The sequence below is a fragment of the Albimonas marina genome (genome assembly GCF_029223255.1).
GTDB lineage: Bacteria > Pseudomonadota > Alphaproteobacteria > Rhodobacterales > Rhodobacteraceae > Albimonas.
Genome location: NZ_JARHUC010000004.1, coordinates 409556 through 422532, shown reverse-complemented (window position 1 = coordinate 422532; position 12977 = coordinate 409556). Strand labels below are relative to the sequence as shown.

At 73.9% G+C, this 12977-nt stretch carries 12 protein-coding genes; 8 read left to right on the top strand and 4 right to left on the bottom strand.

Annotated elements, in window-relative coordinates; genetic code table 11:
- Nucleotides 1-4 precede the first annotated feature (4 nt).
- The gene (locus P2H44_RS13465) at nt 5-682 is read right to left on the bottom strand and encodes a hypothetical protein (RefSeq protein ID WP_275764213.1); all 678 of its coding nucleotides are present in this window, start codon (nt 680-682) and stop codon (nt 5-7) included.
- Nucleotides 683-1053: 371 nt separating this feature from the next.
- On the opposite strand from P2H44_RS13465, the gene tolQ reads away from it, so the two are divergent.
- The 8 genes from tolQ to ftsH all read left to right on the top strand — a co-directional run bounded on the left by tolQ (nt 1054) and on the right by ftsH (nt 10109).
- Complete coding sequence (gene tolQ, locus P2H44_RS13460) at nt 1054-1770, top strand: protein TolQ (RefSeq protein WP_275764211.1); 717 nt, start codon at nt 1054-1056, stop codon at nt 1768-1770.
- 3 nt (nt 1771-1773) lie between these two features.
- Nucleotides 1774-2247 (top strand): protein TolR, encoded by a 474-nt coding sequence (gene tolR / locus P2H44_RS13455; RefSeq protein WP_275764210.1) that lies wholly within the window; start codon nt 1774-1776, stop codon nt 2245-2247.
- On the top strand, nt 2244-3596 hold the full coding sequence (locus P2H44_RS13450; RefSeq protein WP_275764209.1) for a hypothetical protein: 1353 nt from the start codon (nt 2244-2246) through the stop codon (nt 3594-3596). Before tolR ends, P2H44_RS13450 begins: the two co-directional genes overlap by 4 nt.
- A 65-nt stretch (nt 3597-3661) precedes the next feature.
- Nucleotides 3662-5011, top strand: coding sequence for a Tol-Pal system beta propeller repeat protein TolB (gene tolB / locus P2H44_RS13445; RefSeq protein WP_275764208.1), 1350 nt, complete (start codon nt 3662-3664; stop codon nt 5009-5011).
- 99 nt (nt 5012-5110) lie between these two features.
- On the top strand, nt 5111-5614 hold the full coding sequence (pal, locus tag P2H44_RS13440) for a peptidoglycan-associated lipoprotein Pal (RefSeq protein WP_275764207.1): 504 nt from the start codon (nt 5111-5113) through the stop codon (nt 5612-5614).
- Nucleotides 5614-6417, top strand: coding sequence for a tol-pal system protein YbgF (gene ybgF, locus P2H44_RS13435; RefSeq protein WP_275764205.1), 804 nt, complete (start codon nt 5614-5616; stop codon nt 6415-6417). The genes pal and ybgF overlap by 1 nt, the downstream gene beginning before the upstream one ends.
- 4 nt (nt 6418-6421) lie before the next feature.
- On the top strand, nt 6422-8053 hold the full coding sequence (gene tilS / locus P2H44_RS13430) for a tRNA lysidine(34) synthetase TilS (protein ID WP_275764203.1): 1632 nt from the start codon (nt 6422-6424) through the stop codon (nt 8051-8053).
- A gap of 136 nt (nt 8054-8189) precedes the next feature.
- Nucleotides 8190-10109: an ATP-dependent zinc metalloprotease FtsH gene (gene ftsH / locus P2H44_RS13425; RefSeq protein WP_275764202.1), complete on the top strand. Its 1920-nt coding sequence runs from the start codon at nt 8190-8192 to the stop codon at nt 10107-10109.
- Nucleotides 10110-10479: 370 nt separating this feature from the next.
- Here ftsH and P2H44_RS13420 read toward each other — a convergent pair whose 3' ends face one another.
- The 3 genes from P2H44_RS13420 to P2H44_RS13410 form a co-directional block, all read right to left on the bottom strand.
- A complete protein-coding gene (locus tag P2H44_RS13420; RefSeq protein ID WP_275764200.1) occupies nt 10480-11121 on the bottom strand; it encodes a DedA family protein in 642 nt (213 codons plus the stop codon).
- Nucleotides 11122-11305: 184 nt separating this feature from the next.
- Entirely contained in the window at nt 11306-11743 is a 438-nt protein-coding gene (locus P2H44_RS13415; RefSeq protein WP_275764197.1) for a DUF3574 domain-containing protein, read from the bottom strand.
- Between the two features lie 154 nt (nt 11744-11897).
- Nucleotides 11898-12848, bottom strand: coding sequence for an aldo/keto reductase (locus P2H44_RS13410; protein WP_275764195.1), 951 nt, complete (start codon nt 12846-12848; stop codon nt 11898-11900).
- Nucleotides 12849-12977: the final 129 nt, after the last annotated feature.

Genomic DNA, 12977 nt, shown 5'->3' with positions numbered 1-12977 from the left:
CGCCCTAGGCCGCCCGCCGCCGCGCCGCGCCCCCCGCCGCCAGCAGCCCCACGCCCACGGCCAGCAGCCCGGCCGCCGCCGGCAGCGGCGTCGCCACCACCGTGCCGACCAGCGTGCCGTAGTGGTGATAGCCGGCTTCGATGTTGTAATAATTCTCGGCGTAATAGGCCTGGCAGGGCCCCTGGCCGATGTAGTCGCCGCTGTCGGGGTCGTAGATCTCTTCGTAGTAGCTGCAGTAGACGTAGCTCTCGTCGTAGTTGAAGGTCTCGTCGATCACCACGTCGAACGTCCCGCCCAGCGGGCTCAGCGGCGCCGACAGGGTGCCGATGCGGACCGCCGCCTCGTTCACCCGCTGCTCGTAGTACTCGCCCCCGCCGTAGTCCTCGTGGAAGAGCGAGCCGCTGACCGGGGAGAAGAACAGCAGGAAATCGTGCACCGTCTCGCCGGCGATATGGTCCGAGGTGTCGAGGAAGATGAAGGTCGAGACGATCGAGTAGCGCTCGACCTCGCCATGGATGTAGAGGTTGGTGACCGTGGGCCCCGAGAACTCCAGCCGGAAGCCGCCCAGGTTGGTGCCGACGGCGTCGTGCAGCTCCCAGTCGACGAAGGCGGCCGCCGCCGGAGAGGCGACCGCGGCCGCGCCGGCCATCGCCAGAGACGAAATCATCGATCTAATTAGCATGATACGTTTCCTCCGCCGGTCCAATAGGCGGCGCATGTGCCGAATCGATGAGCAGACTACACCCGCCCCGGAGCTTCCGACAGCGAATTGACGTGGCGTTCGCGCACCGCCGCCGGCGGACGCGGGCGGCCCTGGCGCGCCGGGCGCGGCGTTCGCGCCGTCACGACCGCGCGAGCCCCCCCGAAATCGCCCGCGCTCCGCCGCCGCAGGGCGCCGATCCGCCTTAATCCCGCCGCGCTGCTGTTTCACCGCTCGCGCTTGCTTTATAGTGCGCCCGTGACGACCGCCCGGGGTGGGCGGCGAGGCGGGCGCGCGCGGACCAAGGCCCCGACAGACGGGTCGGCCGCGATGGGCAGAGGCGGAGACGAGGCATGAATCCCGAGCAGGCGGCCGACGCGATCGCCGCGGCGCACGAGCTTGATTTTTCCCTGGCGGCGCTGTTCCTGCGCGCCACGCTGACCGTTCAGATCGTCATGGTGATGCTGGTCATGGCCTCGATCTGGTCCTGGGCGGTCGCGATCTCGAAGTACCTGCGCTTCCAGCGCGCGCGTCGCGAGGCGACGCTGTTCGAGAACGCGTTCTGGTCCGGCCAGCCGCTGGACGAGCTGCATGAGCGGCTGGGCGACCGTCCCCGCTCGGCGCTGGAGCGGATCTTCACCGCCGGCATGAACGAATGGCGCAAGTCGCACGCCACCGGCGGCAAGCTGATCGCGGGCGCCGAGGCGCGCATCAACCGCGTCATGAACGTCGCCATCTCCCGCGAGGCCGAGAGCCTCGAGTCGCGGCTCTCCAGCCTCGCGACCGTCGGCTCGGTGACGCCCTTCGTGGGTCTGTTCGGCACCGTCTGGGGCATCAAGAACAGCTTCGAGGCGATCGCGATGAGCCAGAACACCAACCTGGCCGTCGTCGCCCCCGGCATCGCCGAGGCGCTGGTCGCGACCGCGCTCGGCCTCGTGACCGCGATTCCCGCGGTGATCTTCTACAACAAGCTGTCGGGAGACGCCGACCGTCTGGTGGGCCGCATGGAGGCCTTCTCGGACGAGTTCGGCGCCATTCTCGACCGGCAGATGCAGAAGCGGGAGAGCTGAGCCATGGTCGCCACCGTCCAGCGCCGCAGCGGCGCGCGCGGGACCCGCAGGGGCCGCCACCGCCCGATGGGCGACATCAACGTCACGCCGATGGTCGACGTGATGCTGGTGCTGCTGATCATCTTCATGGTCGCAGCCCCCCTGCTGACCACCGGGGTTCCGCTGGAGCTGCCCCAGACCGCCGCCGACCCCCTGCCCCACCAGCAGGAGGAGCCGCTGACCGTGCAGCTCGCGCCTGACGGCAAGGTCTACCTGATGAACGCCGAGGTCCCCGCCGACGAGCTTCTGACCCGCCTGACCGCCATCGCGCGCGAGCGCAAGGACGACCAGGTCTACCTTCGCGCCGACCAGTCGCTGAGCTACGGCGCGATCATGTCGGTGATGGGCGCGCTGAACCGCGGCGGCTTCTCCTCGATCGCGCTGGTGACGGATTCCGCGCCCCGCGCCCAGCCCGCGGGGGAGGCGCCGAAGGAATGAGCGGCCGTCCCCTTCGCCGCCCCCCGGCCGTGCCGGATACGGAGCCGGAGGAGAAGCGCGGCCTGATGGTCTCGGCCGCGGCGCATGTCGCCGTGGTGCTGGTGGCCATCTTCGGCGGCCCCCTGTTCAAGGGGGACGAGGCGCAGGCCGTGCGCATCGCGGACGTCGACCTGATCTCGTCCTCGGAATTCGACGCCATGGTCTCGCAGGCCCCGGAAGGCCCGCGGGGCGAGGTCGCCTCGCTGGTGCCGCCGAAGCCCGGCGAGGATAAGCCCGCGCCCGAGGCGCCGAAGTCCGACGCGCCGCCCCAGCGCTCGGAGACGGCCTCGACCGACGCGGCGCCCGCGCCCACGCAGCCCCCCAAGCGGCAGGAGACCGTCGCCCCGCAGGAGACGGCGCGCCCCGCCGCCCGGCCGGAGGCGCCCAAGGCCGCCGACGCGCCGGTGGCGCCGCCCAAGGGCGTGACCGCCTCGTCGCCGCCGCTGCCCGCGGGTCCGCAGAACCTCGACGCGCCCCAGCGCGACGCGCCGGTCTCCCCGGACGCGGCGCCCCCGCGCGACCTCGACCGCGTGGCGCCCACGCCGGCGCCGCCCAAGCAGACCATCGCCGAGGCGGACAAGCCCACGCCGGCCACCCAGCCCACGGAGCAGGCGACGCAGACGCCCCCGCCCCCGCAGCAGCCCGCCGCGGCCCCGCAGGAGGCGACCACCCAGATCGTGACCGAGGCCGACGAGACCTCGGAGCAGGACACGCTCGCCCCCGTCGCCTCGGCCCCGCCCCGCGGCCGGCCCGAGGCGCCCGAGCGTCCCCGCGCGCCGGAGCCCGAGACCCAGACCGCCGCCGCCGATCCCGCTCCGGCCGAGACGCCGAAGCCCGATCCCAAGCCGGCGGAGGCGAAGCCCGACCCCAAGCCTGCGGAGAAACCCGCGCAGAAGCCGGATCCGAAGCCGGCCGAGAAGCCCTCGCAGACGGCCTCGGCCAACTCCGGCTCCTCGGGCGCCACGACCAACGCGCCGCAGGGGCCGCGGCTGACCTCGGGCCAGGTCAACGGCGTGAAGCTGGGCGTGCAGAAGTACTGGCGCATGGACCGCGTCACCAACCTGCCCAACTACGAGGAGCTGGTGGTGGTGGTGCAGGTGCGCCTCGACCAGTCCGGCAAGATGGTCGGCAAGCCCAAGATCGTGCAGCCCAACGGCGTGCCCGATGCGCGCTGGCGGGTGGCGATCCAGGTGGCCGAGATCGCGGCCACCCGCGCGGCCTCGGCCGGCTTCGACCTGCCCCGCGAATCCTACGGGCGCTGGCAGGTGATCGAGTTCAAGTTCAACCCCGGCAGGGGGGTCGAGATGTGATGCGGACCGCGCCCCATCCCTCCCGCCGCACCGACGACAAGATCCGCAGAAGGGGTATCGCTCCGATGACCGCCCGACGCCGCCCGTTCCGGTCCCTGCTGGCCGTCTCCCTCCTCGCGCTGGCGGCCGCCGGCGCGGGCCTGGCCGCCGCGCCCGCCGCCGCGCAGGAGCCCCTGCGCATCGAGATCACCGAAGGCGTGATCGAGCCGATGCCCATCGCCCTTCCCGCCTTCGCGGCGGACGGCGGCTCGGCCTCCTACGCGCAGGAGATCCGCCAGGTGGTCAGCGACGACCTCGCGGGTTCGGGCCTGTTCCGCATCGTCGATCCCTCCGCCTACCTGGTCCCCGGCGGCCCGGTCGACGCGCGCCCGGATTTCGAGAACTGGCGCGTGATCAACGCCGAGGCGCTGGGCGTGGCCGAATCCTCGCTGGCCGAGGACGGCCGCCTGCAGGTGCGCTTCCAGCTCTGGGACGTGTTCGGCGGCAAGCCGCTGGGCGACGGGCTGGGCCTGCGCGCAGCGCCCGGCGACGCCCGCCGCATCGGCCACAAGATCGCCGACGCCATCCACCTCGCCCTGACCGGGGAGCCCGGCTACTTCGACAGCCGCGTGGCCTTCATCTCCGAGACCGGCCCCAAGAACGCCCGCCAGAAGCGCGTGGCGATCATGGACCAGGACGGCGCCAACGTGCGCTACATCACCGACGGCTCCTCGCTGGCGCTGTCGCCGCAGTTCTCGCCCTCGGGCGACAGCCTGGTCTACATCTCCTGGGGCACGGGCGCGCCGAAGGTGGTCTACCAGGACCTGCGCGGCGGCGGCTCCGAGGTGCTGGGCTCGTTCCCCTCGATGTCCTTCTCGCCGAAGTTCTCCCCGGACGGGAGCCGGGTGCTGATGTCGCTGACCGACGGGGCGAACACCGACATCTACTCGATGTCGCTGGCCTCGCGGCAGCTCAGCAAGCTGACCTCCGGCCCGGGCATCGAGACCTCGCCCGACTATTCGCCCGACGGCTCGGAGATCGTGTTCGAATCCGACGCCGGCGGCACCCAGCAGCTCTACGTGATGCCCGCGAACGGCGGCGCGCCGCGCCGCATCTCCTTCGGGGAGGGGCGCTACGGCACGCCGGTGTGGTCGCCGCGCGGCGACCTGATCGCCTTCACCAAGCAGCTGGGCGGGCGCTTCCACGTCGGCGTCATGCGCACCGACGGGTCCAACGAGCGCCTTCTGACCGCCTCTTTCCTCGACGAGGGTCCCACCTGGTCGCCCAACGGCCGGGTGCTGATGTTCTTCCGCGAAAGCCCGGGCGCCCAGGGCGCGCCGCAGATCTGGCGCGTCGACGCCAACGGGCGCAACCTGCGCCGGGCCCCCACGCCGGGCGCGGCCTCCGATCCGTCCTGGTCGCCGCTGCTCCCCTGAGCCGCGGCGCCGGTCGGCAACAAGACGGCGGGCGAACCGCCGGACACCACCCCCCATCGTCTGGCGGACCGTCCGCCAGGCCTGAGCCAAGGACCTGAGATGACCCTGCTCAAACCCCTCGCCGCCCTGATGCTCGTCGCAGGCCTCGCGGCCTGTTCGACGGACGTCGACGAAACCGCCGGCGCCGACGTCGGCGGCTCCACGCCGGGCTACGGCGCCGGCACGCTCGACCCGACCTCGGTCGAGTACTTCAACCAGTCGATCGGCGACCGCGTGTTCTTCGCCACCGACAGCTCGCTGCTGGACGCGGCCGCCCAGGCGACCCTGCGCGCCCAGGCCGACTGGCTGCGCCAGAACCCGGCCCGCACCGCCACCATCGAGGGCCATGCGGACGAGCGCGGGACCCGCGAGTACAACCTCGCGCTGGGCGCCCGCCGCGCCGCCGCCGCGCGGTCGTTCCTGATCGGCGAGGGCATCGACAGCTCGCGCCTGCGCATGGTCACCTACGGCAAGGAGCGTCCCGACGCCCTGTGCTCGAACGAGAGCTGCTGGTCGCAGAACCGCCGCTCCGTGACCGTCGTCGCCGGCGGGCCGATCAGCTGATGACGGGGCGCGGTCGCGACGGCGCCCGGGGGGCGCGCCGGCGGCGCGCCCTCACGGGCGGGACGCGCGGGGCCACGGCCCTCGCGCGCCTGCTGCGCCCGGCTCTGGCCGGGCCGATCCTCGCGGGGGCGGTTCTCGCCGCCCCCGCCGCTCTGCTTCCCGTCTCCGTCCAGGCCCAGCAGGGCGGCGCCGTCGCCGCCCAGGTGCAGGCGCTGGAGGACGAGGTGCGCCGCCTCAACGGCCGCATCCAGGAGCTGGAGCACAAGCTCAACCAGCTCGCCGCCGACGGCGGACAGCGGATCAACGACCTCGACTGGCGGGTGACCACGATCGAGGGGGGCGACCCCTCGCTGGTCGGCGATCCCACGCCGCTGGGCCAGGCCGGTCCGCGTCCCTCCTCCTCGGGCGGCGGCGCGGTGGCGGTGTCCGAGCAGGTGGCCCTCGACGACGCCGAGCAGGCGCTCGCCTCGGGCGACTACGCGGGCGCCCGGGCGCGGCTGCTGCAGTTCCTGGCGCAGTATCCCGACGGGCCGCTGACCCCGGAGGCGGAGCACAAGCTGGGCCGCGCCCAGCTCGAGCTCGGCCAGACGCGGGAGGCCGCGCAGACCTTCCTGACCAACGTCACCGCCTATCCGCAGGCCCGCTCGGCGCCCGACAGCCTCGCCTACCTGGGCGTCGCGCTGGGCCGGCTGAACCAGGTCAACGAGGCCTGCATGACGCTGGCCGAGGTCGGCGCGCGCTATCCCGGCTCGGGCGCCGTCTCGACGGCCGAGGCCGAGCGCGGCCGCCTCGGCTGCAAGTGAGCCGGTGAGCGGACGCGCCGACCCCGGCGCGGGCCCGGACCCCGGGCCCGCCCCCCTCTCATCCGACGAGACGGCCGCCCCCGCCGGGTCCCCCGGCCTGCGGGCAGACGCCGATGCGACGGCGCTCGCCGCGTCGGGACTGACCGTCGGCGCCGAGGCGACCGCTTCTCGGCCCGGCGGTTCCCAACCGTCGCCCGAGGCGCTCTCCACCCTCGCCGAGCCCGCCGCCGCGGCCCCGCCGCCGCGCCTGCCCATCGACCTCGTCTCCCCCCCGCCGGAGCCCGGCGACGCCGAGATCGCCGCGCAGGTCCGCGCGGCCCTGATCTCGCGCCTCGACGCGCTCGCCCCGCCGACGCTGGGCCTCGCCGTCTCCGGCGGCGGCGACAGCCTGGCGTTGCTGCTCGCGGCGGTGGAGCTCTCCGCCCGCCGCCCTCTGCGGATCGAGGCGGTCACCGTCGACCATGGCCTGCGCGCCGAAGCCGGCGTCGAGGCCGCCTGGACCGCCCATCTCTGCGCCCGCCTGGGCGTGCCCCACGCCACCCTGCGCTGGACCGACAGGCCCGAGAGCGGCAACCTCGCCGAGGCCGCCCGCGACGCCCGCGCCGGGCTGATCGCCGGCTGGGCGGCGGAGCGGGGGCTGGAGGCGGTGGCGCTCGCCCACACGCTCGACGACCAGGCGGAGACGCTGCTGATGCGCCTCGCCCGCGGCTCCGGCCTCGACGGGCTCAGCGCGATGCGCGAGGTCTCGCACCGCGCCGGCGCCCGCTGGCTGCGCCCCGCGCTCGACCTGCGCCGGGAGGACCTCCGCGCCCTGCTGCGCCATGCCGGCCAGGGCTGGATCGAGGACCCCTCCAACGAGGACCCCGCCCGCGACCGGGTGAAGGCCCGCCGCGCGCTCGCCGCCCTGCGCCCCGTGGGGGTGACCGCCGAGGGCATCGCCGCCACCGCCGGGCGCCTGGCCGAGGACAGCGACGCGTTGCGCGATCTCGCCGCCGATTTCCTGCGCGGCCGGCTGGAGATCGGCGGCGCCGGCGAACTCCGCCTGCCCCGCGCCGCCCTGGCCGAGGCCCCCCGCGCCCTGCGCCGCCGGGTGCTGGCCGAGCTGTTCCGCGCGCTGGCCGGCGCCGCCCACGCCCCCCGCGCCCGGGCGCTGGCCGAGATCGAGGGCGCCCTCCTCTCCCCCGACCCGCTCGCCCCCCGCACCCTGGGCGGCTGCGTGATCCTCGCCGATGCGCCGGGCGAGGGGGCGGAGATCGTGCTCCACCGCGAACCTGCCGCCCTGCCCGCGCCCACGGCGCCGCTCGGCGAGGCCTGGGACGGGCGCTGGCGGCTGGAAGGGAGCGACCCCGACGTCGCCCGCGCCGCCGAACGCGCGGTGCTGGGACCGCTGGGGGCCACCGGCCTCGCCCTGCTCGCGGCGGAGGAGCGCTCGGGCGCCTGGACCCCCTCCCCCGCCTGGGCCCGCGCCCCGCGTCACGCCCGCGCCGCGGCCCCCGCGCTGCGCGTCGGCGGCCGGCTGGCGGCGGCGCCGCTGGCGGGCTGGGGCGTCGATCCCGGCCAGGGCCCCGGTCAAGGCGTCGCGCCCCTTGCACGCGCGACCCTGCGTGACCTTCTTTCTGAAAGGATTCTGCGGTAAACGCCGAGGTTCATGCGACCCGGTCGAGCCGCCCCGTCCCAGTGGACGCCGACCGCGCGGGCCGCCGCGCGTTGACCGTCGCCGTGTGATACCTATGTGAGGGGTCAGTCCCCGCGCACCGAATCGGAGATCAACCTTGGGCAACGCCAAGAACCTGGCCTTCTGGGCCGTCGTGATCCTGCTTCTGGTCGCGCTGTTCAGCGTGTTCCAGGAGGGCGGCAGCGGCGCTCAAGGGGCGCGCATCACCTTCTCGGATTTCCTCCAGAGGGTGGAAAGCGACCAGGTCTCCTCCGTCGTCATCGATGGAGAGCGCATTTCGGGCCGCCTCGGCACGGGCGCGGAATTCCAGACCATCCAGCCCGGCGGAGCGGACGTGATTTCCGACCTGCGCCAGCACGGCGTCGAGATCCGGGTCGAGCCGCAGCAGTCCTCGGGCCTGCTGTCGACGCTGGGCTTCTGGCTTCCGATGCTGATCCTGATCGGCGTCTGGATCTTCTTCCTCAACCGCATGCAGGGCGGCGCCCGCGGCGGCGCCATGGGCTTCGGCAAGTCGAAGGCCAAGCTCCTGACCGAGCGGTCGGGCAAGGTCACCTTCGACGACGTCGCCGGCATCGACGAGGCGAAGGAGGAGCTCGAGGAGATCGTCGAGTTCCTCAAGGACCCGCAGAAATATTCCCGCCTCGGCGGCAAGATCCCCAAGGGCGCCCTGCTGGTGGGCCCTCCGGGCACCGGTAAGACCCTGCTGGCGCGCGCCATCGCGGGCGAGGCCGGCGTGCCGTTCTTCACCATCTCGGGCTCCGACTTCGTCGAGATGTTCGTGGGCGTCGGCGCCAGCCGCGTGCGCGACATGTTCGAGCAGGCGAAGAAGAACGCCCCCTGCATCGTGTTCATCGACGAGATCGACGCGGTCGGCCGCCACCGCGGCGCCGGCTACGGCGGCGGCAACGACGAGCGCGAGCAGACCCTCAACCAGCTGCTGGTCGAGATGGACGGGTTCGAGGCGAACGAGGGCGTGATCCTGGTCGCCGCCACCAACCGCCCCGACGTGCTCGACCCCGCGCTGCTGCGTCCCGGCCGCTTCGACCGCCAGGTCGTGGTGCCCAACCCCGACGTGGCCGGCCGCGAGAAGATCCTGCACGTCCACGCCCGCAAGACCCCGCTGGCGCCGAACGTGGACCTCAAGGTCATCGCCCGCGGCACCCCCGGCTTCTCGGGCGCCGACCTCGCCAACCTGGTGAACGAGGCCGCGCTGACCGCCGCGCGTCTCGGCAAGCGCCTGGTGACGATGGACGATTTCGAGAACGCCAAGGACAAGGTCATGATGGGCGCCGAGCGGCGGTCCATGGTGATGACCGAGGACGAGAAGAAGCTGACCGCCTATCACGAGGCCGGTCACGCCATCGTCGGCCTCAACGTCCCCGAGCATGACCCGATCCACAAGGCGACGATCATCCCTCGCGGCCGCGCGCTGGGCCTGGTGCTGTCGCTGCCGGAGCGCGACCACCTCTCGGTCAGCTACACCAAGTACCGCTCGAAGATCGCCATGGCGATGGGCGGCAAGGTGGCCGAGGAGCTGATCTTCGGCCCGGACAAGGTGACCTCGGGCGCGTCCTCGGACATCCAGCAGGTGACCAAGATCGCCCGCGCGATGGTCACCCAGTTCGGCATGTCCGAGAAGCTGGGCAACATCGACTACGCCAACGAGCAGCAGAGCTTCCTGGGCGCCGGCCAGGGCCCGTCCAGCGCCTCGCCCGAGACGCAGCGCGTGATCGACGCCGAGGTCCGCCGCCTGGTGGACGAGGGTTACGAGACCGCCAAGCGGATCCTGACCGAGCGGGCCGAGGACCTCGAGCGCCTGGCCCAGGGCCTGCTGGAATACGAGACGCTGACCGGCGAGGAGATCGGCAAGGTGATCCGCGGGGAGGCGCTGGACCGCTCCTCCGACGAACCGCCGGCGCCGACGCCGGGCGAGGGCTCCGGCATCGCCTCGATCCCCAAGGCCGGCAAGCGCCGCCCCGGCGACGACGGCGGCATGGCGCCCCAGCCCCAGGGCTGAGCGAGACCCTCCCGAGACGAGCGAACGGCGGCCCTAGGGGCCGCCGTTCTGCGTTTCGGGGGATGCAGTCTACGCAGCTGATGGGGTCTGCGCTTCGCAGGGGGGAGGTTTTCGCGGCGACGAATTGCGGGACGGCTCGGCCCGGGGGCGCCGTTCGGGGCGGCTCCGCCTCGGCGACCCGCCGTCGCCCCTCTCCTTGCCCGGACCCGGACGACCCGGAGACGGCTCCCGCCCTCCCGGTCGGAGGCGCCGCGGCGACCCGCGCGCCGGGCCCGGCCGTCCGCCCGCGGCGCAGGGCGGGCGTGGGCGCCCGGGCCGACCGCCGACCGGGACGAAGCGCGCTCGGCGCCAGCGGGCGGGGAAGGCGGCCTCAGCCGTCGGCGCCGCGGGCCGCGTCCTGGCGGCGCACGGTCCGGCGGAAGGTCGCCACCCGGTAGAGGTAGATCGCCGCGATCGCGACCAGCACCGCCGTCGCCACCGGGTCCAGCCAGGCCGAGACCGCGTCGTATTCCGCGCCCAGCGCCCAGCCCGCCCCGGCCAGCGCCGAGACCCAGACCGTCGTCCCCGCCACGGTCAGCGCCAGGAACGGTCGCAGCCGCATCCCCGACACGCCGGCGGGCACCGAGACGAAGGTGCGCACCGTGGGAACCATCCGCCCCAGCAGCACCGCCCAGCCGCCCCAGCGGTCGAACCAGGCGTCGGCCTTGCGCACGTCGCCCGGGGTCAGCGTCAGCCAGCGCCCGTGCCGGCGCGCGAAGCGCTGCAGGCTCTCGGTGCCGATCCGCAGGCCGATCCAGTACCACAGCAGCGCCCCGGCGGTGGAGCCGAGCACCCCCCCGAGGATCATCCACAGCAGCGAGACGACGCCCCCCTCGTGGAGATGCGCGACGTAGCCCGACAGCGGCATCACCAGCTCGGACGGGATCGGCGGGAACAGGTTCTCGAGAAACATCAGCGCCGCGACCCCCGCGGCGCCCGCCGCCTCGATCACCGCCTGCATCCAATCGACCATGCCGCCTCTCCCAATCGCCGGGGTCCCGCCCCCGCTCCTTGTCCGCGACGGGTGGGGAGGCGCGGCGCCGCCTTCATGGCGAAGACGGGGCGGAACGCATGGGACGCGGCGCATAGGGCGCGGGGCGGAGGGCGCCGCCCGGAGGGCTCCTGGTCGAGGACCGACGGCCCCAGGCGCGCAGCCCTCAGAACCCGACGCAGGCGGTTCCGTCGACCTGCATCACGCTCTCCTGGTCGTAGCGGTCCTTCCACAGGGCCCGGATCTCGGCCAGCGCGGCCTCGGCGGCGGGCGAGGGGGCGTGGAAGATCAGCAGCACATGCGCCCGCTCGCGCACCACCGCGCCGTCCGCGCCCCGCCACTGGCCGGCGGCGGGGAAATGCGTCAGCCCGTCGGGGAAGCGGGGGGTGACCTCGGCGTCCACGAAGGCCTGCCACTGCGCCTCGTCGACCGGGGGCGCGTCCGGGCGGGCGGTTCCGAAGAACAGCTCGCGCCGCATCATCGGATCCGTCCCCTCCGGGCAGGGGCGCGGGGGCGAAGCCGCCCAGGCCCCGCTCCCCACCCCGACGCTTCCCAGAACCACGGCGATCCCGGCGGCGAGCGCCAGGCGATGCATCAAGATCATCGACCTCTCCCTCTCTCCAGCGGCCGCGCCGCTCCCCGTCGCCGGTCCGCGCCCGCCCCCCGGGCGCGCCGGGGAGGGCGGGCGGGAGGCGCGGCCGGGGGGCGGCGCCGTCAGGCGCCCACGGCTCCCCCCTCTTCGCCTCGCGGACCGCCCATCAGGCGCCCGCGTCGGTCAGCAGCGCCATCTGCTCGTCGCTCAGCCGCATCGAAGCGGCCCGCGCGAAGCTCTCCACCTGGGCGACGGAGGTGGCCGAGGCGATGGGCGCGCACACGCCCTCGGCCGCGATCAGCCAGGCCAGCGCCACCTCGGCGGGCTTGGCGCCCTGCGCGCCCGCGACCTCGTCCAGCGCCGCCAGCACCTTCATGCCCTTCGCGTCGAAATACTTCTCCAGCCGCGCCCCGCGCGGCCGGCCCTTGGCGTCCTCGGCCGAGCGGTACTTGCCCGACAGGAACCCCGAGGCCAGCGAGAAATAGGTGACCAGCCCCACGTCCGCCTCGGCGCACAGCGCCTTCAGCTCCGCGTCGAACGCCCCGCGGTCGTAGAGGTTGTACTCGTTCTGCAGGGCCGCATAGGCCGGCAGCCCCTGCGCCTTCGCGGCCGCCAGCGCCGCCCCCAGCAATTCGGCGTCGTAGTTCGAGGCCCCGATGGAGGCGATCTTGCCCGCCTCGAGCAGCTTGGCGTAGGCGCCCAGCGTCTCCTCGTGGCTCACGGTCGGGTCGGGCCAGTGCGAGAAATAGAGGTCGATCCGCTCGATCCCCAGCCGGCGCAGCGAATCCTCGACCGCCTTGAGGATGTAGGCCTCCGACAGGTCCCGCTTGCCCTGCCCCATGTCCGAGCCGACCTTGGTGAAGATCGTCACCTTCTCCCGCATCCCCGGGCGGGCGGCCAGCCAGCGGCCGATCACCGTCTCCGACTCGCCGCCCTCGTTGCCGGGGAACCAGCGCGAGTAGACGTCGGCGGTGTCGATCGCATCGAAGCCGTGGTCGACGAAGGCGTCCAGCACCCGGAAGCTCTCGGCCTCGTCGATGGTCCAGCCGAAGACGTTGCCGCCGAACACGATGGGGGCGATGGAAAGGCCGGTGGCGCCGAGCCTGCGTTTCTCCATGGGAGTTCTCCTGGGCCGGCCCGCGGACCGCCCGCGGCCCCGGCGCGCCGCCGCGACCGGCGGGCGCGCCCGGGCGACGGGCGCTCGGGGGGCGAGATGGGGACCGCGCGCCGGGGGCGGCGGCCGGGG